We start from the raw sequence: 19,300 nt of genomic DNA on the forward strand, positions 1-19,300 counted from the left end.
AAATGCCAAATCCTAAACGCAGACATTCTCAGCAAAGATCAGCAAAGAGAAGAACGCATTATAAGGCGGTAGCGGATACTTTAAGCACAGACAGCGCAACCGGTGAAGTGCACCTGAGACACCGTGCTCATTGGGTGGAAAACAAACTGTACTACAGAGGTAAAGTAGTGTTGGAAAAACAGAGCGCAGCTAAATAATTATTTTACTTATTTTTACCCGAGCTAACAAGAACAAACTTGAGTTACATGAGAATCGGGCTTGATATGATGGGAGGCGACTTCGCCCCCGCAGAAGCAGTAAAAGGAGTAAAAGTATATTTAGACACTGTTGCATCTGATGTGCATCTGGTATTGATAGGAGACGAGCAACAGTTGGCTCCTTTATTAACAGCTGCACAGCTGGACCAATCAAAATATTCAGTTGTTCATTCATCCCAGGTAATTGGGATGGATGAACATCCTACTAAGGCGCTGAAAGAGAAGCCACATTCATCTATCTCAATCGGTTTTCATTTATTGAAGGAAGGAAAAGTAGATGCTTTCATCAGTGCTGGTAATACCGGCGCCATGATGGTAGGCACCTATTATTCTATTAAGGCCATAGAAGGAGTGCAACGTCCTACTATATCTACCCTGGTACCCCGTGAAAACGGTTCGTACGGTCTGTTACTCGATGTAGGTATCAATGCCGACTGCAAACCTGAAAACCTGGCGCAATTTGCCCTCCTTGGTTCCCTATACTCCAAGCATATCCTGAAGGTTAACAATCCTAAGATAGGCTTGCTGAATATCGGTGAAGAAGAAGGCAAAGGCAACCTGCTTGCGCAAGCCACCTATCCCCTGTTAAAAGAAAACAAACAAATCAATTTCGTTGGTAACATTGAAGGTAGAGATATCTTCTCTGAAAAATCAGATGTAATTGTTTGTGAAGGTTTTACTGGTAACGTGGTGCTGAAAATGGCAGAATCATTCCATGAAATCGCGGTAAAACGCAATATTCATGATGAATACATTAACAAACTGGATTTTGAATCATACGGCGGTACTCCCGTTTTAGGCGTTTCCAAACCTGTAATTATCGGTCACGGTATTTCCAAAGGAATGGCCTTCAAAAACATGATACAACTGGCACAACAAATTATCGACAGCAAACTGTTGGAGAAAATTAAAGAGAGCTTTGTAGCAAAAGAAGTACAATAATCCTTGCCGAAGAAGTTATTTAAAAAAACCGTTTCGAATGATCGAAACGGTTTTTTTATTGTTGCTCACGCAAAGGCGCTAAGCAGCTAAGAAGCAAAGAAGTTGATCAACAATCTTTGTGTCTTAGCTGCTTAGCGCCTTTGCGTGAATCTATTATTCCTGGGTGAGCGGCAGTTTTACGTAAAAAGTAGTGCCTTCATTGAGGATGGTTTCAAACCATATTTCCCCGCGGGCCTGTTCCGCAATGTTTTTACACATGGCCAGGCCCAGGCCGGTACCGGAAGACTTGGTCGTAAAATTAGGCACAAAGATGCGGGACTGTACCTCTGTTGAAATACCTTGTCCGTTATCCGCTACACTGACGATCACGTACTGGTCGGCAGTTTTCTGTAAGCGCACCCTGATCTGCCCTTTCCTGTCGTCGGGAATGGCTTGTATAGCATTGAGCAACAGGTTGGTAAAGAGCCGGTTCATCTGCGTTTTATCGGCAAATACATAAAAGTCCTGCTCCGGCATGAGGTAAATAACTTCACAGTCTTCATGTCCCTGGTACAGTGAAGTAAGTGAGTGCACCACCTCATTCAGCAACACGGTTTCGTTGTTCGGTTCCCCGATGCGGGCAAAGGCCGAAAAGTCGGACGCTATATTGGACAGGTGCTCGATCTGCTCTACCAGCGTGCCTGCTACGTTGCGCGACAGCTCCTTTACATTGGGCGAATCGCCGGCAATAGCGCGTTGCAGGTATTGGATACTCAACTTCATGGGGGTAAGCGGATTCTTGATTTCGTGGGCTACCTGGCGGGCCATTTCTCTCCAGGCCCCCTCCCGCTCGCTCTTGGCCAGCCTTGCCGCACTCACTTCCAGCTTACGCACCATTTTGTTATATTCTTTTACCAGCGCGCCGATTTCATCGTCTTTATCCCATTCTATTTCATCGTTACGCTGCCCCAGGTTCACGTGACGCAGCTTTTCCGTTACCAGGGAGAAGGAACGGGTGATAGAGTTGGTGATCAGCAATGCCAGCATACCGGCAATGAGGAAGATAAAGGCGTTGAAGTTAATCAGCGCTACCAGGAAGTTGGATATCTGTTGATTCAGCTCTGTTTGAGTAGCAAAATACGGCACATTCAGGTAAGCGATCACCTCGTGGGTATCATGATTACGCAGGGGCATGTAGCCCGACAGGAAAGGCATGATACCAATATATTCCGTATGGATAAACTGGATCTGCTCCTCGCGGAAAAGGCGGAAATAGGCCTGTGGATCCATTTTGGAGGAAATCAGCCCTTTGTCGGTCATCAGCGGCTGCGTGGTGAGCTGCAGGTTGCCATCCCGGTCGTATATATTGATATCGAGCGCCCTTTCATCGGCGATATCAGAAAGGGAGGCCGACAATTTCTTCATCAGTTCAGAGTCGTATATATCCCCCACCTGGTCGAGATCGCGCTGATTTTCGAATACTTTTTCCACATCCTTCGCTACCTCCCTCATGGTTTTACTCAGGCGCTCACGATTTTGCGCTTCCGAGCGGTAGATGAAGAATTTGATGGTAGTGATACCGAGGATGAGGAAGGAAAATACGATAACGAAAATGATAGTACCATGTACTTTCTTGCGGATGTTTACATTGATAAGGCTCCGCAGGTTGGCCAGGCGCATCCTGGCTTTGATGAGCAGGTCGAAAGCCTTGTAGATGACGATGATGAGCAGGAACAGGCAAAACATGTAGGCAAAGAGCGTAATGAACTCTATAAACATCCTGTTTTCCTTTACTACCATCACTACTTTTTCGGCCGACGCTCTATAGATCAGCTCAGAATAGCCTTTAACAGATCTTATCTCTACATCAGCAACGGGAAGATCATGCGGATAGAGGCGTATAGGGAATGGAAAGTCGTTGTTATTGCTTACGAGTATGCCTTTATCGTATACCGCAAAGGAATAGGTGCCGGCGTATTCGCGGCCGGGATCAGAGAGGTCGCCTTCCACCAGTAGTTCGGGGTAAAGGCGATCGCTGCTCACCGGTTTGGGCGATAAAGTGTACACCAGCCAACCGGCAACGTCGTTATTGGCTTTACGAAATTCCTTTTTGGCGATATAGCTATAGTCGTTGAAACTGCGTTCGTAATAATATAGATCGTTGCCAGGAACCAGTGAAGACGCGGCTTCCGGGTTGGTAAACATCAACCGGTTAAAAGTCATCAGGCTCACGGTGTCCGAAGAAAACAGGGAGGCGCCGTTTTCATCGTAGGCATAGATATTTACCTTAAACCGGCTCAGGTATCCCTGGAAATATTTCTGCAGGAGTTCATCGAAGGCCGCCTTACGGCGGTCCCTGGCGCCGTGGTCCTGGAAGAAAAACTGGATGGTTTCATCCTGTTCTATTTTTTTCCCGATATCATTCAGCAGCATTTCCAGGTAAGGATCTTTCTGTTTAGACAGGTCTTCCGCCAGCTTCTCCCGCGCATATAATTCTTTGTGATTGTTGTAATGTACGAGTGCGCCAGAGGTGGTGATGGTCAACAGGAAAAGCCAGAACAGGAATGGAACTGTAGCCAGGCTGCTTTCGAAGCGGTCGGCAATAAAATCGAGCAGTACGATATACAGCAATAGCCAGATCACCATGGATATGGAGAAGGGCAATTCAGGATTATGCACCCGGAACACCAGCCAGATAATACCTACAGCTCCCAGCCAGATGTACTTGGTACGGTACTGGAAATTGGTGAGTTCATTGAGCAGGTAGTTAATAATCTGGGAGAAGAATAAAAAGCTGAACGAAATGAATCCGAGGACTACAAAGCCGATGACACTGTACATAATACTGTATTCCGGCAGGCTGATAAAGTTGGTTACATCAAACGATATTTTGGAATCGATTACCAGGCTTTGGATCAGGTCGGCCATGAATTGCTCTACGATATAGAGAATGAGGCTGGCAACGATGATGACCCCGCTTTGCAGCCAGCGGTTCCGGATCACCGGCGGGTTGATGGTTTTTACGTGTTCCCGGAAAAAGAGGACCATCCAGAATGCGAGCAGTACGTTGACGAGCAGGTCGCCGAGGGAATAAAACACCTCATCTTTCGCGTAGATCCTGGGGTCGAAGATGTTGAGCTCTTTCAGGTCGAACGGGAAGGGGTACATATAGCTAAGTACCCGGAGCCCGAATACAATGAGAAACAGGAACAGGAAGCCATACAGCGGGTTCGTGGTTTTCGCCAGTAAGGTGGCAAAGAGGTTCAGGAATATCAGCACGCAGATACAGCCCAGTACCCGCAGCAGTACGCTCAGGTTATTGGGTGGATGCACGTGCATACCGGCGTTATAGTCGAGATAAAAAAGCGTTTGTCCGTTTCCGTTATTCACCGGCAGGATAATATGTTCCGGCAGCTGCAGGGCTGGCATTTCCCGCAGGATGCTATATTCATCGCCCAGTTCTTCCTTATGGTAAAAGTGGCTGACGAGGTAACTGTTTTTGATGGCATATTCCATGCGCACCGGTATTACGCCTACCAGGAATTGCTGGTGTGCGGCGGTAGATTTCATCCGGCGGGTAAGCACTTCATAATAGCCGTTTTTCAGCTTCATGAACCGGTCGCCCGCTTGCAGGGTCGTTTGCAGTTCATCTGGTTGCACCTGGCTGGTATTCCAGAAGGTAAGCCATACGCCGGAGTTGGAAGAGTCGTAGGCGAAGAGATAGTATTCAGGTTGGTTAGTGAGCTGGTCCAGCGTTTTCTGGCTATAGTTGCGTTGCAGCAGGGCGTTGGTGAGCGAAGTATCAGCCACCAGGCGTTGAAAGTCTTTTTCGCGCTGGTGGATACTTTTCTCCATGCTGCGTTTCACGCCTTGTGGCGAGGAGTAGTACGACCAGTAGTTGCTGAACAGGAAAGCAAAGGTAAAAAGCCAGGCAGCCACGATCAACAGGTATCCATGCCGGAGGAAAAAGAGTCTTATTTCTTTAGCGTCGATCAATGCGTTTATAATTTTTCGGTGGCTTTCACCTGGTTCCAGAGTGTATCCATTTCCGGTAAGTTCATATCATTGAGGGTGCGGCCTTGTTGCAGGGCCATGGCTTCCATGGCCTGGAAGCGGCGCTGGAATTTTTTGTTGGTACGTTCCAGGGCGTTTTCCGCATCGATATCGAGGAAGCGGGAGTAGTTGACGAGGGAGAACATCACGTCGCCAAATTCGTCTTCTATCTGTTCTTTATTCCCCGTTTGGACCACTTCTTCCAGTTCTGTCACTTCTTCCTTTACTTTATCCCATACCTGGCTGGTGGTATCCCATTCGAAGCCAGTTTGTTTGGCTTTTTCCTGGAGGCGCATCGCTTTCACCAGGGCGGGCAGTGATTGTGGCACACCGCTGAGCACTGATTTTTTGCCTTCTTTGAGCTTCAGTTTTTCCCAGTTTTGCTTCACCTGGTCTTCCGTTTCGGCTTTAACATCGCCGTAGATATGTGGGTGGCGGTGGATGAGTTTATCACATACGCCGTTGATGACGTCGTTGATATCAAATTGTTGCTGTTCCGAGCCTATTTTGGCATAAAACACGATATGCAGGAGGATATCGCCCAGTTCTTCCCTGATAGCCTTCCAGTTTTCTTCAGTGATGGCATCGGCCAGCTCATAAGTTTCCTCGATAGTGAGCTGCCGGAGCGTTTGGATGGTTTGCTTGCGGTCCCAGGGGCATTTTTCCCTTAAATCGTCCATGATCTGCAGGAGGCGATCAAAAGTAGCTGTCTTTTCCATATTTTGTAAAAATAGGGATCATTTCGGGGATTTTGATATTTAGGCTCCTGGCGGGGGAAAACCTGTAAAATTGGGGATTTCTTTTTCTTGGTTAAAAGCCCATTTTACTTACATTTGCGAGCTATAAAATTGTAGTGATTTCATGGTTGGGGAGTAGCTGTATTTTGTTGCTGCAAAGGATTTTTTGCCGTAATGGAATCGAAAGAACTGACAATCAAAAATCCCAAAAAAGTATTGAGTTATGAATCCGAAACACATTGCGCTTATTTCATCGGAGTTAGGTATTTCCGGCAAGCAGGCAGAAAATACTATGACCCTGTTATCCGAAGGTTCTACCGTTCCGTTCATCAGTCGTTACCGTAAAGAGGTAACTGGCAGCCTGGATGAAGTACAGATAGGCCGTATAGAGGACCTGCAGAAGCGTTACAAAGAAGTGGATGATCGTCGTGAGTTTATTATCAAAACGATTACGGAGCAAGAGAAAATGACCCCTGAGCTGCTGGCCAAACTGGAAGAGACCTGGGTATTGGCGGAGCTGGAAGACATTTATCTGCCTTATAAACCCAAGCGTAAAACGCGTGCGACGGTGGCTATTGAAAAGGGATTGGAGCCTTTGGCCAAGCTGTTGTTTGAGCAGCAGGACACCGATACTGCCGCTGCGGAAACCTTTATCAACGAGCAGGTAGCTTCGTCTGAAGAGGCCCTGAAAGGCGCCCGTGATATTATTGCGGAATGGATCAATGAAAATGCCGAGTGCCGCGATAAGCTGCGTAAACTGTTTACCAATACTGCTAAACTTACCTCTAAAGTAGTAGAAGGTAAAGAAGCGGACGGTGATAAATATAAAGACTATTTCGAGTTTTCAGAGGATTTGCGGGAGATGCCTTCTCACCGGGTGCTGGCTATATTACGGGCTGAAAACGAGGGTATCCTGTTTAGCTCTATAGCACCGGTAGAAGAAGATGCGAATGCGCTGATCAACAAACAATTTGTAACCGGTAAAGGCGCTGCTGCAGAGCAGGTAACCAAAGCTGCTGCCGATGCGTACAAACGCCTGTTGCGTCCTTCCCTGGAAAATGAGTTCAGGGCAGTGGCCAAGGAAAAAGCAGATGCCGAAGCGATAGAAGTATTTGCTGAAAACCTGCGCCAGTTGCTGCTCGCAGCGCCATTGGGCCCTAAAGGCGTTATTGCCATCGACCCTGGTTACAGAACCGGTTGTAAAATAGTAGCGCTGGACAACCAGGGTAATATGCAGGCGAACGATGTTATTTTCCCACTGGAAAAAAATTACAAACGGGATGATGCTGAGGCCCTGCTGAAAAAGTGGGCTGATAAATATGATACCGCTGCCATCGCTGTAGGTAATGGTACTGCTGGCCGTGAAACAGAGGAGTTTGTGAAGAAGATCGACTTTGGGAAGAAGATCAATGTATTTATGGTGAACGAGAGCGGTGCTTCTGTGTATTCTGCTTCAGAAGTAGCGCGGGAAGAGTTCCCCGACTACGATGTAACCGTAAGGGGAGCCGTTTCCATTGGCCGTCGTTTGATAGATCCGCTGGCCGAGCTGGTGAAGATAGATCCTAAAGCTATTGGTGTAGGGCAATACCAGCATGATGTGAGCCAGTCGTCGCTAAAACAGAGCCTGGACCGCGTGGTAGTGAGTTGTGTAAATAACGTGGGGGTAAACCTGAATACCGCTTCCAAGCATTTGCTGGCCTATATTTCCGGTCTGGGTCCTTCCCTGGCGGAAAACATCGTAAAATACCGTAAAGAAAACGGGGCTTTCAGTAACCGTATGCAGTTGAAGAAAGTACATCGTTTGGGAGATAAAGCATTTGAGCAATGCGCCGGCTTCCTCCGTATTGAAAATGGGGATAATCCACTGGATAATTCAGCGGTGCATCCGGAGCGTTACGACCTCATTAAGAATATGGCGGAAAAGCAGCATTGCACAGTACCCGACCTGATGAGTAAAGACGATCTACGGAAGCAGATCAATCCGAAAGATTATGTAAGTGAGGAAGTAGGTTTGCTGACATTGGAAGATATCCTAAAGGAGCTGGCTAAGCCCAGCCGCGACCCCAGGGATGAGATCTCCATCTTTGAATATGCAGAAGGCATTCATAAGATGGAAGATGTGAAACCGGGTATGGTACTGCCGGGCGTAGTAACGAACATTACTGCGTTTGGAGCGTTCGTGGATATAGGTGTGAAGCAGGATGGGCTGGTGCATATTTCCCATCTCTCCAATAAATTTATCAGCAATCCTAACGAGGCGGTGAAGCTGAATCAGAAGGTGCAGGTAACGGTATTGGAAATAGATGTAGCACGTAAGCGTATTTCTTTGTCGATGAAAGACAGCAATGCCGGCGGAGCGCCAGGGCAGCGTAAAAACCAGGATTCCCGCCCTAATAACGATGCACGCCGCGAGCCGCGCAAGGATAAACCAGCCGCGAAGGAAGCGCCGTTAAACGATTTCCAGGCTAAGCTGGCCGCGTTAAAGAATAAATTTGATCATTGATGACAGTGACCGATATTATAAAAAGAGGCCCTCGCTTGTAGCGGGGGCTTTTTTTATGATCAGCGTTCAAATTTCTGCATCCATTGCAGGAATTTCTCCGGGTAGTCGGTATCTCCTTTTTCGCTGAAAAGGAGCAGGCTGCGGTTGACTGTGATACCTACATAGATGATATCCCGATCGATGTCTATTGCCAATGCGGCCTCATCGTAGCCTGATTTTCCCGGCATATATCCTTCGTTGAAGAGGATCTGGCTTTCTACTTCGATGGGAGGTGTTACTTTAAACCGTTCGAAAAAAGTTTTCCGGGCTTTGCTGATCAGGGCTTCGAAGCGGCGTTTCAGCGGTTCTTTTTCGAATACGCCACATTCCATGGCATATTTGCCGTCGTAGAACAGGAAAGAGTTCCAGGAAGCTACCTGGTCGGTCTGAATAGTATCGCCGGCGGCGATCATAGTATCTGTGGCGGGTAACGTTGTTTCATCTGCCAGTACAACAGCCCTTACCTGTTGACCGGGACCACTACAGGCTACAATACAAAGCGTAAATGATATCAGTGACGCCACCGGAATCCGTTTCGCACTCATGGTTAATTTTTTAATTTTTGACGGGGTTACAAAAACACTGACAGGCACCACTTTCCCGCAATGTATATACGATATTTTGTCAGTGGAAGGTTAACAAGTCAGATTATAGAAATGTTTAATGGTTTTCAATAAAATAGTGCTATTTTCCTTTGAATTCGGGTGATCTTTTTTCTACAAATGCCTGCATGCCTTCCTGCTGATCTTCGGATGCAAATAGAAGATAAAAATTTTTACGTTCAAAATGTAATCCTTCTTCGAGGCTGGTATCAAATGCTTTAAGCACGGCTTCTTTGGCCATTTTAAGCGCTACAGGGCTCATTGTAGCGGTTTCGGCGGCCAGTTTAATGGCTTCCTGCAAAAATAGTTCTGCGGGCACTACGCGATTTATCAAGCCCGCCTGCAGGGCCTCTGTTGCCGTAATAAATCGCCCGGTGAGCACCATTTCCATGGCAAGGGCTTTTCCTACGGCCCGGGTGAGACGTTGGGTACCGCCGGCGCCGGGCATGATGCCCAGCTTTATTTCCGGCTGGCCGAACCGGGCTGTTTCGCTGGCTACGATCATATCGCAGAGCATTGTCAGTTCACAGCCACCACCCAGGGCGAAGCCGCTCACCGCTGCTATAATGGGTTTCTTTATTTTTTTTATGGTATCCCAGGTACTGAACTGGTCGATATTATACATATCGATGGCGGATTTGTTGGCCATTTGTTTAATATCGGCGCCAGCGGCGAAGGCTTTTTCGTTGCCACTGAGTACAATAGCCCTTACCTGGTCATCGGCATCCAGCATTTTGAGTGCATCTCTCAACTCGCTCATCAGCTGGAGGTTGAGTGCATTCAACTCTTTAGGGCGATTGAGTTGGATATGGGCCACAAATGGCGCTACTTGTTGGTGTATGATGATATATTCTGGTTGCATTTCTAAATTTAAAGAAATATTCCAAATATAAGCACCAGGAAGCCAAGGAATACAATACCAGCGGACAACAGGTAAATGCCCAGCAGGAAAATGCTTTTAAATAAAGACTTTACTAATGACTGGTGATAGTTATTCCGGAGGGCCAGCACCAGGTAAATAACAATAGACCAGTAGCAGATGGTAAGGAATATACCCTTATGAAAAATGGCTGTAAGTATGGATGCCAGCAGACCGATGATGAAAGCGAAGGTATGCAGGTGGATAGCGAAAATGGCATGATCGGCGTAGAGCCATTTTTTCCGGTCGTACATCCATTTCATGAACAATGCGAAAAGCGGGAGCAGTATGAACATCAGCTTGGGCAGGTTATGCTGGAACATTTCCACGATGACCGCCTGTGTATCTTTTCCGTATTTATGTTGCACCTCCACCATCCTGCGCATTAATTTTCTGGCTACGCCATTCAGGCGCTGGGAATCGGGCAATGCCTGTTGCAGGGAATCGAACTCGCGGGCGGACTTCACATTATTCATCGAGGTAGCCAGTTCCTCTATTCTACGGCCGGTAGCGGAGCTGTCATTTTCAAATGCTTTTTTGAGCCCGGCGGTGCCGGCAGCCAGCCGGATGGTATCTTTACCGATACCGGTATTGAGCAGTGTTTCCTCTGCCATTTCATCCTCTCCATTTTCCTCTTTATGGCTGGAATTCAGGGCCAGCACACCAAAGAAGAAGACGAAGGAAACAAATACATATAGTTTAATCGGATTTACATAGCGTACTCTCCTACCCGCCATATACTCCCTGGTAAGGAATCCTGGTTTGACCAGCAAGGCTTTGAGCGTAGTCAGGAACTGGGAATCGTAATGAAAGATATCTGCTACGAAATGGCCTACCAGGTGGCCAAAGGTTTCATGTTGTACCGTATTTTCCTGTCCGCAGTGGGTACAGTAACGTTCCGGCACTTCCGTACCGCAGTTAAGACAGTTCTTTTCCTTACGTAGTGGTTGCGTTTTCAAGCGGTTAGATCGGTTGTTGGTTGAAAATGCCACAAGATATCAAAAATTACGGGGCGTCCCTGTTCCGATTAAAAAATTTTAATATGAATTTTGCGTTTTACTTTTGTCACAATTAAAAATCAGCGATTTTTACGTTCATGAAGAAAACGATACTACTGGCATTGGGAATGCTGGCCATTGCAGGCAGGGGGTTTAGTCAATATTACTTCCAGGACATTTACAATACAGATCAAACAACAGCCACCATGGCCTTATTGAAGGCCAATAAGGTAAAAGTGCAGAAGGTACAGACCCTGGATGCCAATATGGAAATGGACAAGGACTTCCGCTGTGAGCGTAGTTTGAGTCCTACCTATCACCAGATGCGTTCCCAGACGCAGTCGATTTCTACCGGCTATTCTGCCACCGTATCTTCGTTTACCGCCAGGGGGCAGCTGACCAAAACAGTGGATAGTTCGGCTGCCAGCATCACCATTACACTGTACCGTTACACCGACGAGGGGCGTTTACAATATATCAGCAGCACTTCTACTGCGAGGGACAGCAAAATGCGTTTTGATGAAACCCGCAGCTATAGTTACGATAGCCAGGGGCACTTACAGCAGATGATACAGAAAAAGGGCAATGGTGGGGATTCTGCGCTGATATCTTTCAAAACAGACAGCAGCGGTCATGTGACAGAAGAGCTGGAACAGCGCCGCGGTACACCGGCCAAGCGTACGTTTTATAATTACGATAAGGCGGGGCGGTTAACAGATGTATACCGCTATCAGCCCTCCAAGAAGCGGATGCTTCCTGATTATATTTTCGAGTATAATGACCAGGGGCAGTTGTTGAAGATGACTACCGTGAACGCCCAAACGTCGACTTATACGATCTGGCAATACGAATATCAGCCGAATGGCTTACCTTTGAAGGAAACGTGCTATGGCAAAGGAAAGGAACTGCTTGGTATGGTGAAATATGACTATGATCTTAATCCATAAACGCAGGTAAAAAAAACGGAATTCATAAAATATTTTAATTCAGCGAGGAAAAAATTTTGCAACTTCGAAAAGATTCCTATCTTTGCAATCCCAACGAAAAAAAGCCACTGCAATTATCGTTGGAAAGTTCTTTAGAAAAGCGGAAGTAGCTCATTTGGTAGAGCACGACCTTGCCAAGGTCGGGGTGGCCGGTTCGAGCCCGGTCTTCCGCTCTGAATTCAATTCAACACGGACCCTGGTGGTGGAATTGGTAGACACGCGGGACTTAAAATCCCGTTCGCAGCAATGCGAGTGTGGGTTCAACTCCCATCTGGGGTACAAAATGGTGCTGGCGCACTAAAGTTGCTTTAAAGGCATCGCGGAAGCGGTGCCTTTTTTGTTTGTAGGAGAATCGTTATATTTCTACTATTACATTTCGCCATTGATTTCATTCTTTGCATCATGAGTACTTATCCGCTTCAAATAGTAAACGATGACCTATTGCAGCAATTCAAGGATAAAGTTGATGCAACTGCTCTGACTACAAAATTTGCTGCATTGGAAGATGCAGCGTTATCCAATGATAATTTCAGTTTTTATGCTTCAGTAGCGTCTGTCTATTCCAGTAAAATTGAAGGAGAACCGATTGAGCTGGACTCTTACATAAAGCACAAAAGATTTGGCATTGAATTTCAGCCAGACTATACAAAGAAAATTGACGATTTATATCTCGCCTATCAATTTGCTAAAGACCATACATCTACAAGGGAAAACATTTCAACAATACATACCATTTTAGCAAAACATATTGTTTCCAAAAACTGGCAAGGCCGTTTTAGAAATCAGAATATGTATGTAACCACAGATGATGGTAGCATTGAGTGTGTTGCCGCTTCTCCATTTATAGTGAATACCGAAATGGAAAAGCTATATAATGATATTGAGATACTACTGAAACAACAATTGGACATACAGGAAGTCTTTTATTTCGCCAGCATGATCCATCTTATTTTTGTTAAAATACATCCCTGGAATGATGGCAATGGCCGAAGTGGCAGGTTACTGGAAAAATGGTTTCTTGCACAACATTTAGGTCACAAAGCATGGTTTGTACAATCTGAAAAGTATTATTATTTGCATCATCAGGAATATTATAGCAATATAAGGTTACTTGGTCTGGAATATGATGAGCTTAATTATACTGCAGCCTTGCCTTTTGCCATGATGTTAAGTCAGGCTGTGCTGGATCCTGGCAAATAAAGCTCCCCCGGGCCATTCCCAAAACGTTTTTATTTCTTCCTTTGGAATCATGTTTGATTTTTATAATTTCATATTATGAAAACGACAGAAAGTGTGGAGGATTTTTACAAAAGACTTCCCAAGGATGTTGCTTCGCCGCAATCAACAAATAATGCGGGAATAGGTCATTTTAATGTCTTCAGCCGGGAGTCTTATTCCGTTGTTTCACCTTATAGCCGCAGGGATTTTTACAAGGCATCCCTGATCATAGGGACGGGCAAGCTGTATTACGCAGACAAGTGGGTACAGATAGACCGCCCTGCCATGCTTTTTTCAAACCCGGTAGTCCCGTATTCCTGGGAACCGGAGTCTGAGCAGCAATCCGGATGGTATTGCCTGTTTACTGAAGGCTTTATCCAGCATACTGAACGTGTAGAAAGTCTAAAGGATTCCCCGCTCTTTAAAATAGGGAGCAATCCCATTTTCTTTCCCGGAGAAGCACAGCTGCAGGAAATTTCTAGCATCTTTCAAAAGATGATGGCGGAAATGGCTTCCAGCTACGCTCAGAAATATGATGTGCTGCGTAGTTATCTACACCTACTGATCCATGAGGCCATGAAATCCAATCCAGTCAATAGTTTTGGAACTTATGCCAATGCCTCGGCGCGGGTTTCGGGACTGTTCCTGGAGCTGCTGGAGCGACAATTTCCTATAGACTCGCCCTTAGCAAGTCTGTCACTGAAAACTCCTGCCGATTATGCTCATGCGCTGTCGGTACATGTTAATCACCTGAACCGGTCTATAAAGGAAACCACGGGAAAAACGACTTCCGAACAGATTGCTACCCGGATAGCTAAAGAAGCGAGCGCCCTTCTGCAACATACAGACTGGAATATTGCGGACATCGCATACAGTCTCGGGTTCGAGTACCCGTCGTATTTTACCAATTTCTTCAAAAAACACACCGGCATGTCGCCTAACCAACTTCGCAATATAGCTGTTTGAATAGTGTAAGCATCCGTTTGATTATTATAAACAGGCAGCTTCCCGCATTTCTACCTTTGCATAGAATAAAATTTAATGACTATGCAATACAGGAATCTGGGAAAAACCAATGAACGGCTGTCAGCCGTCGGCCTTGGCTGCATGGGTATGAGCTTTGCTTATGGCCCGGCAGATGATAAGGAAAATATAGCCACACTTGAAAAGGCATTAGATCAGGGCATCAACTTTTGGGATACGGCTGATATGTACGGCAATGGAGCGAATGAGGAGCTCATCTCAAAGGTGTTGGTCCCTAACCGGGAGAAGATATTCATCGCGACAAAGTTTGGCTTCCGGTTTAAAGATGGTATTGCAAGACCTAGCGGAAGCACAAGTACATTTTTCGATGGTTCCCCTGCCTGGATTAAAATTGCCGTGGAGCAAAGCCTGAAACGGCTGAAAATTGATACCATAGATTTGTACTATGCTCACCGGGTTGATCCCAATGTACCGATTGAAGAAACAGTAGGCGCGATGGCCGATCTCGTCAAAGAAGGCAAGGTCCGTTATATCGGCTTGAGCGAAGCATCAGCCGCTTCCATTATAAAGGCCCATACGATCCACCCGATTACAGCTCTGCAAAGCGAATATTCATTGCTGGCCCGCGATGTGGAGGGCGAAGTCCTGAAAACGATAAGGGAGTTACAAATCAGCCTGGTTCCCTATGCTCCCCTGGCAAGAGGGCTGTTTTCCAATGTACTCGATCTCAATAGCCTCGCCGAAGATGATTTCAGGCGAACATTGCCACGCTCTCATGGCGAGCATGCAGAAAATAATGCCAGGCTTGTTGCTGATTTCGCGTTATTGGCAAAAGATAAAAACTGTACTCCCGCCCAATTGGCGCTAGCCTGGGTACTGGCGCAAGGCGAAGATATCATCCCCATACCCGGAACCAAAAGGAGAAAATATCTCGAAGAAAATGCCGGTGCGGTTGAGATTCAATTGACCGATCAGGAACTGACATTGATTGATACCATAGTTGCGAAATATCCGAATATTGGCGCCCGTTACAACGAAGGCGCCATGGCAATGATTGATCACTGATAACCTGGTTTTGCAAATTCACAGGGACTTGCGGTTCCAAATGAATTGCATGTGGGGTACCTGGACGCAGCCGTTAGATATCAAAGCAAAATTTGATTCAGACGCTCCAGGTCCCCCATACATGCCGCTATTTAAACAGCTCCGCCAATTTTGCCTCCAGCTCTTTTCCATGAAGATTCATCTCAACAATATTACCTTTATCGTCAATCAGAAAACTCCTCGAATATAGCTGCGCTTGGCAGCTATTGATTTTAAATGAGTGATTTTAAATCGACGATATTTTTTAATTTGAAGATGTTAATGAGGTCATTTATTGGCGATGAGCAACTAGTGGCTGAAAGAATATCTTTAACTAACTTCTGGTATCAATCTCATGAAAAAAATCCTGCTAATGACCATTTCTTTTCTCACAACAGATCTTTTCGGGCAAACGCCTGAAAGTTTAGGATTTGATAACAATCCGGTTCTCAGCAAACAGGAATCTGTTTTTCTAAACTCTCTGTCGAAAGATCAACATAAAATTTTCGACTTTACAAATAAAAAAATCGCCTTTGTAACAGGAAATACCGGAAACGAACTACTTACTAAAACTGATTTTTTCAGAATTTGTGTGAAACCTTATACCGACAAAGGCTCCCAGCCCCAGGTTTCTTTTATCAGCCTTACAAAGGAAGAGCAAGAAAAATCAGGAGGATATGACGCGCTGGTATTGGCCTGGGTTAAATTATTTACCGCCAAACAGAAAAGAAATATCATAGAAAAATTGGAAACTGAGAAAAAATAGCCGTAGGCTAACGATGAGGTAGATTGTTGAAGGGGATATTTATACTATTTTCATTTTATGAATTTTCAACAGCTGACTAAATTTATTACCGACAGGATTCAATTAAGCGAAGCTGATTTGCAGCAAGTGCTTTCTTGTTTTCATCTCCTGATTGCAAAAAAGAATGAGGTAATTGGCAGAACAGGAGAACTATCAAGACGAATGTTTTTCGTAAACAAAGGATGCTTACGGGTGTATTTTATAAAACCAGACGGAAGAGAAGCGACACGCCGGTTTGCTTTTGAAAACTCTTTTTCTACCTCTTTAACATCTTTTATCGATGGTACATTGCTCAAAGAAGATACACAGGCTATTGAGCCATCGGAATTGCTATATATTCACCGCGAGGATTTTTATTCCCTATTGAACACTATTCCCGGTTGGGAAATATTTTATCGTGGTTTTCTGGAACAGGCCTATATTATCAACACCAGCAGGCTGGAAGATTTTATTACACTAAACCCGCGGGAGCGTTATCAATTGCTGTTGAAAGAAAACCCGCAGATGGTACTCCGTTTACCTAATAAGTTGGTGGCCAATTATCTCAATATAACCCAGGAAGCACTCAGCAGAATAAAATCCGGATCCTGATTATTTGATCCCGATCAATAATATAGCGATTGGATAGCTGGACTTTTGCAGCTCACCCAATTCAATCAGCTATGCGCATTATAACATTAGAAGAACACATTGCCTTACCTGAATTTAGCCATGAGATACAGCAGTGGCCTTTACCTCCCCAGGCAGTGGAGAAACTCGCTGACATCAACGATACCCGCTTAAAATCAATGGACGATAACGGTATTGATGTGCAGGTATTATCTGTAGTGGGAAGGGGCGCAGAAAGTTTACCCCCACAGGAAGCCCTGCAATTCGCCATGAGATACAATGATCTCCTTGCCGCAAGAATTGCCACACATCCTACCCGGTTTAAGGCCTTCGCACATTTACCGATGTCTTCCCCGGAAGCCGCAGCAAACGAGCTGGAAAGGGCAAAAGAAGAACATCATTTCTGCGGAGCCCTGATCAATGGGCTCACCAATGGTAAATTCCTGGACCTTCCGGAATTCAGGCCATTACTGCAAAAAGCAGAACAATTACAAATGCCTCTTTACCTGCATCCCGGCCTGCCACCTGAAGCTGTAGCCGAAGCCTACTACAACGATCTGCCGGGGTCAATGGGTGTGATGCTGGCATGCGGCGGTTGGGGATGGCATGCCGAAACAGCCCTACAGGTACTACGTTTGATCATCACCGGAACATTAGACCGGTATCCCGGGTTAAAGATCATCATTGGGCATATGGGAGAAATGATACCGATGATGATGTCCCGGCTGGATGAAAAATTCCAGGTTTCCGGCACAGGGTATCACCAGCGTGCAGTTAGCCAAACCCTGCGCGACCAGGTGCACATTACCACCAGCGGGATTTTTACCTTAGCTCCACTGATGGCTGCACTGGGAACTTTTGGTATCGATAATGTGATGTTTTCCGTAGATTATCCTTTCAGTACAAATGAAGCGGGGAAACAGTTCCTGGAAAGTATTCCACTGCCTCCCGAAGATGTAGCGAAGATAGCAGGAGGGAATGCGGAAAGGTTGTTGGGCTTGTAAGATGATGAAGAGGCGGTGCCAGCACCGCCTTTTCATCATTCTTTGAAATTTCTCTCATTAATTACCTGCCGGATACGTATAACTCAGCATCCACTTAATCCCAAACTTATCTTCACACATACCGAAATAGGCTCCCCAGAAAGTCTTATTCACCGGCATTTCTACTTTTCCGCCGGCTGAAAGTGACTTAAACAGGGTATCTACTTCCTCTTCTGAATCGGCGTGGATCACCAGGTGTATGTTATTCCCCAATACTACTTTCTGTTCCATGGATTCAAGAAAGTCAGTCGCCATAAGAATGGCGCCGCTTTTTGTGGTCAGTATAATATTCATGATCTTATCCCGCTCGTGAGGGGGCATATTTTCGCTGCCAGGAGCGTCTTTGAAACGGGTAAATGAGGTAAACTCTCCTCCAAAAACAGACTTGTAGAAATTCATGGCCTCTTCGGTATTACCCAGGAAATTGAAATAGGTGGTGATTGCTTGCATGATGATTTGTTTAATGGAAACAAAGGTAAAGACAGAAAGCAGTTGCCATAAATGGTAAATACGGCAACTTATGGTGGGTATTTGCGTCATTCATTTGATCTATATTTGGTGATTATGATCCAGATATTCATCCTCACTGTAAGAAATGCTGCCGTGGCTTCCATTGCTGACTGCCAGCATGTTTTTACCATGGTAAACACCTTTCTGACTGATCGTGGGAAAAAGCCGTTGTTTGACGTACGGCTGGCGGGTATTACCGACGAAGTAAAGTATAATGGCGGTCTTTTTAAAGTAACCCCCGATGTGCGGCTGGAAGACATACAAACCGCCGACCTCATTATCATTCCCGCCCTAACGGGCGACATGAGCACTGCAGTTATGCTCAATACCGCCTATTCGCTGTGGGCAGCCGAACAATATAAAGAAGGCGTGGAAATCGCCAGTTTGAGTTCCGGCGTTTTTCTGCTCGCCTTCGCCGGACTCTTGCAGGGTAGGCAATGTACTACCCATTGGAATTATGCCAATGAACTGAAGTACTATTATCCTTCTATCGATGTGGCAGATGAACGCATGATCACCGACCAGCATGGCCTGTATTCCAGCGGAGGGGGAAATGCCTACTGGAATTTATTACTACACCTGGTGGAAAAATATGCGGGCCGGGAAATTGCTATCTATGCAGCCAAATATTTCGTCATTGATCTAGACAAAAGTATACAGTCTCCCTTCATCGTGTTTCATGGCCTGAAAGATCATCACGACGACAGCATCAAAGACGTACAGTTGTATATTGAGAAGCATTATAAAAACAAACTCACTGTTGATGAACTGGCGAAACACTTCAACATGAGCCGGAGATCTTTTGAACGACGTTTTAAAAAAGCTACGCGGAATACTGTTGCCGAATATATACAGCGGGTTAAAATAGAAGGGGCTAAAAAGCAACTGGAAATAGGCAGAAAATCTATCCAGGAAGTAATGTTGAATGTTGGGTATACGGATACGCAGACCTTCCGGGATGTTTTCAGGCGTAATACGGGCATGACCCCGGTAGAATACAAGAACAAGTACGCGAGGAAAATGCTGGACTAAA

Annotated in this window: 17 protein-coding genes and 2 tRNA genes; 13 read left to right on the forward strand and 6 right to left on the reverse strand. The window is 45.7% G+C overall.

Annotation, left to right across the window (positions count from 1 at the left end):
• The first annotated feature begins 2 nt into the window (after nucleotides 1–2).
• Together rpmF and plsX are read left to right on the forward strand one after the other, a co-directional pair.
• Nucleotides 3–197, forward strand: coding sequence for a 50S ribosomal protein L32 (rpmF, locus tag HGH91_RS22105; protein ID WP_079473289.1), 195 nt, complete (start codon nucleotides 3–5; stop codon nucleotides 195–197).
• A 48-nt stretch (nucleotides 198–245) separates the two neighbouring features.
• On the forward strand, nucleotides 246–1,199 hold the full coding sequence (gene plsX, locus HGH91_RS22110; protein ID WP_168740960.1) for a phosphate acyltransferase PlsX: 954 nt from the start codon (nucleotides 246–248) through the stop codon (nucleotides 1,197–1,199).
• A 153-nt stretch (nucleotides 1,200–1,352) separates the two neighbouring features.
• Here plsX and HGH91_RS22115 read toward each other — a convergent pair whose 3' ends face one another.
• Together HGH91_RS22115 and mazG are read right to left on the reverse strand one after the other, a co-directional pair.
• Nucleotides 1,353–5,174 carry a sensor histidine kinase gene (locus tag HGH91_RS22115; RefSeq protein WP_168740961.1) on the reverse strand — a complete coding sequence of 1,274 codons (3,822 nt, stop codon included), beginning with the start codon at nucleotides 5,172–5,174 and terminating at the stop codon, nucleotides 1,353–1,355.
• Nucleotides 5,175–5,179: 5 nt separating this feature from the next.
• Entirely contained in the window at nucleotides 5,180–5,950 is a 771-nt protein-coding gene (mazG, locus tag HGH91_RS22120) for a nucleoside triphosphate pyrophosphohydrolase (protein WP_168740962.1), read from the reverse strand.
• 241 nt (nucleotides 5,951–6,191) lie between these two features.
• On the opposite strand from mazG, the gene HGH91_RS22125 reads away from it, so the two are divergent.
• Nucleotides 6,192–8,471, forward strand: coding sequence for a Tex family protein (locus tag HGH91_RS22125; protein ID WP_168740963.1), 2,280 nt, complete (start codon nucleotides 6,192–6,194; stop codon nucleotides 8,469–8,471).
• Between the two features lie 59 nt (nucleotides 8,472–8,530).
• On the opposite strand, the gene HGH91_RS22130 is transcribed toward HGH91_RS22125, so the two are convergent.
• The 3 genes from HGH91_RS22130 to HGH91_RS22140 all read right to left on the reverse strand — a co-directional run bounded on the left by HGH91_RS22130 (nucleotide 8,531) and on the right by HGH91_RS22140 (nucleotide 10,990).
• Nucleotides 8,531–9,055: a hypothetical protein gene (locus HGH91_RS22130; protein ID WP_168740964.1), complete on the reverse strand. Its 525-nt coding sequence runs from the start codon at nucleotides 9,053–9,055 to the stop codon at nucleotides 8,531–8,533.
• Nucleotides 9,056–9,194: 139 nt separating this feature from the next.
• On the reverse strand, nucleotides 9,195–9,974 hold the full coding sequence (locus tag HGH91_RS22135) for an enoyl-CoA hydratase-related protein (RefSeq protein WP_168740965.1): 780 nt from the start codon (nucleotides 9,972–9,974) through the stop codon (nucleotides 9,195–9,197).
• Between the two features lie 8 nt (nucleotides 9,975–9,982).
• Entirely contained in the window at nucleotides 9,983–10,990 is a 1,008-nt protein-coding gene (locus HGH91_RS22140) for a DUF3667 domain-containing protein (protein ID WP_168740966.1), read from the reverse strand.
• 137 nt (nucleotides 10,991–11,127) lie between these two features.
• Here HGH91_RS22140 and HGH91_RS22145 point away from each other — a divergent pair, with 137 nt between their 5' ends.
• The 9 genes from HGH91_RS22145 to HGH91_RS22185 all read left to right on the forward strand — a co-directional run bounded on the left by HGH91_RS22145 (nucleotide 11,128) and on the right by HGH91_RS22185 (nucleotide 17,718).
• Entirely contained in the window at nucleotides 11,128–11,976 is an 849-nt protein-coding gene (locus HGH91_RS22145; protein WP_168740967.1) for a hypothetical protein, read from the forward strand.
• Between the two features lie 139 nt (nucleotides 11,977–12,115).
• A tRNA-Gly gene (locus tag HGH91_RS22150) sits at nucleotides 12,116–12,188 on the forward strand.
• A gap of 20 nt (nucleotides 12,189–12,208) precedes the next feature.
• A tRNA-Leu gene (locus HGH91_RS22155) sits at nucleotides 12,209–12,294 on the forward strand.
• A 123-nt stretch (nucleotides 12,295–12,417) separates the two neighbouring features.
• On the forward strand, nucleotides 12,418–13,215 hold the full coding sequence (locus HGH91_RS22160; RefSeq protein ID WP_168740968.1) for a Fic family protein: 798 nt from the start codon (nucleotides 12,418–12,420) through the stop codon (nucleotides 13,213–13,215).
• A gap of 75 nt (nucleotides 13,216–13,290) precedes the next feature.
• Entirely contained in the window at nucleotides 13,291–14,199 is a 909-nt protein-coding gene (locus tag HGH91_RS22165; RefSeq protein ID WP_168740969.1) for a helix-turn-helix domain-containing protein, read from the forward strand.
• Nucleotides 14,200–14,280: 81 nt separating this feature from the next.
• The gene (locus HGH91_RS22170) at nucleotides 14,281–15,282 is read left to right on the forward strand and encodes an aldo/keto reductase (RefSeq protein WP_168740970.1); all 1,002 of its coding nucleotides are present in this window, start codon (nucleotides 14,281–14,283) and stop codon (nucleotides 15,280–15,282) included.
• A gap of 373 nt (nucleotides 15,283–15,655) precedes the next feature.
• On the forward strand, nucleotides 15,656–16,066 hold the full coding sequence (locus HGH91_RS22175) for a hypothetical protein (RefSeq protein ID WP_168740971.1): 411 nt from the start codon (nucleotides 15,656–15,658) through the stop codon (nucleotides 16,064–16,066).
• A 57-nt stretch (nucleotides 16,067–16,123) separates the two neighbouring features.
• Entirely contained in the window at nucleotides 16,124–16,696 is a 573-nt protein-coding gene (locus HGH91_RS22180) for a Crp/Fnr family transcriptional regulator (protein ID WP_168740972.1), read from the forward strand.
• Nucleotides 16,697–16,767: 71 nt separating this feature from the next.
• A complete protein-coding gene (locus HGH91_RS22185) occupies nucleotides 16,768–17,718 on the forward strand; it encodes an amidohydrolase family protein (RefSeq protein ID WP_168740973.1) in 951 nt (316 codons plus the stop codon).
• Nucleotides 17,719–17,775: 57 nt separating this feature from the next.
• Here HGH91_RS22185 and HGH91_RS22190 read toward each other — a convergent pair whose 3' ends face one another.
• Nucleotides 17,776–18,207 carry a VOC family protein gene (locus HGH91_RS22190; RefSeq protein ID WP_168740974.1) on the reverse strand — a complete coding sequence of 144 codons (432 nt, stop codon included), beginning with the start codon at nucleotides 18,205–18,207 and terminating at the stop codon, nucleotides 17,776–17,778.
• A 114-nt stretch (nucleotides 18,208–18,321) separates the two neighbouring features.
• On the opposite strand from HGH91_RS22190, the gene HGH91_RS22195 reads away from it, so the two are divergent.
• Nucleotides 18,322–19,299, forward strand: coding sequence for a GlxA family transcriptional regulator (locus HGH91_RS22195; RefSeq protein WP_168740975.1), 978 nt, complete (start codon nucleotides 18,322–18,324; stop codon nucleotides 19,297–19,299).
• Nucleotide 19,300: the final 1 nt, after the last annotated feature.

The sequence above is a fragment of the Chitinophaga eiseniae genome (genome assembly GCF_012641265.1).
Classification (GTDB): domain Bacteria; phylum Bacteroidota; class Bacteroidia; order Chitinophagales; family Chitinophagaceae; genus Chitinophaga; species Chitinophaga eiseniae_A.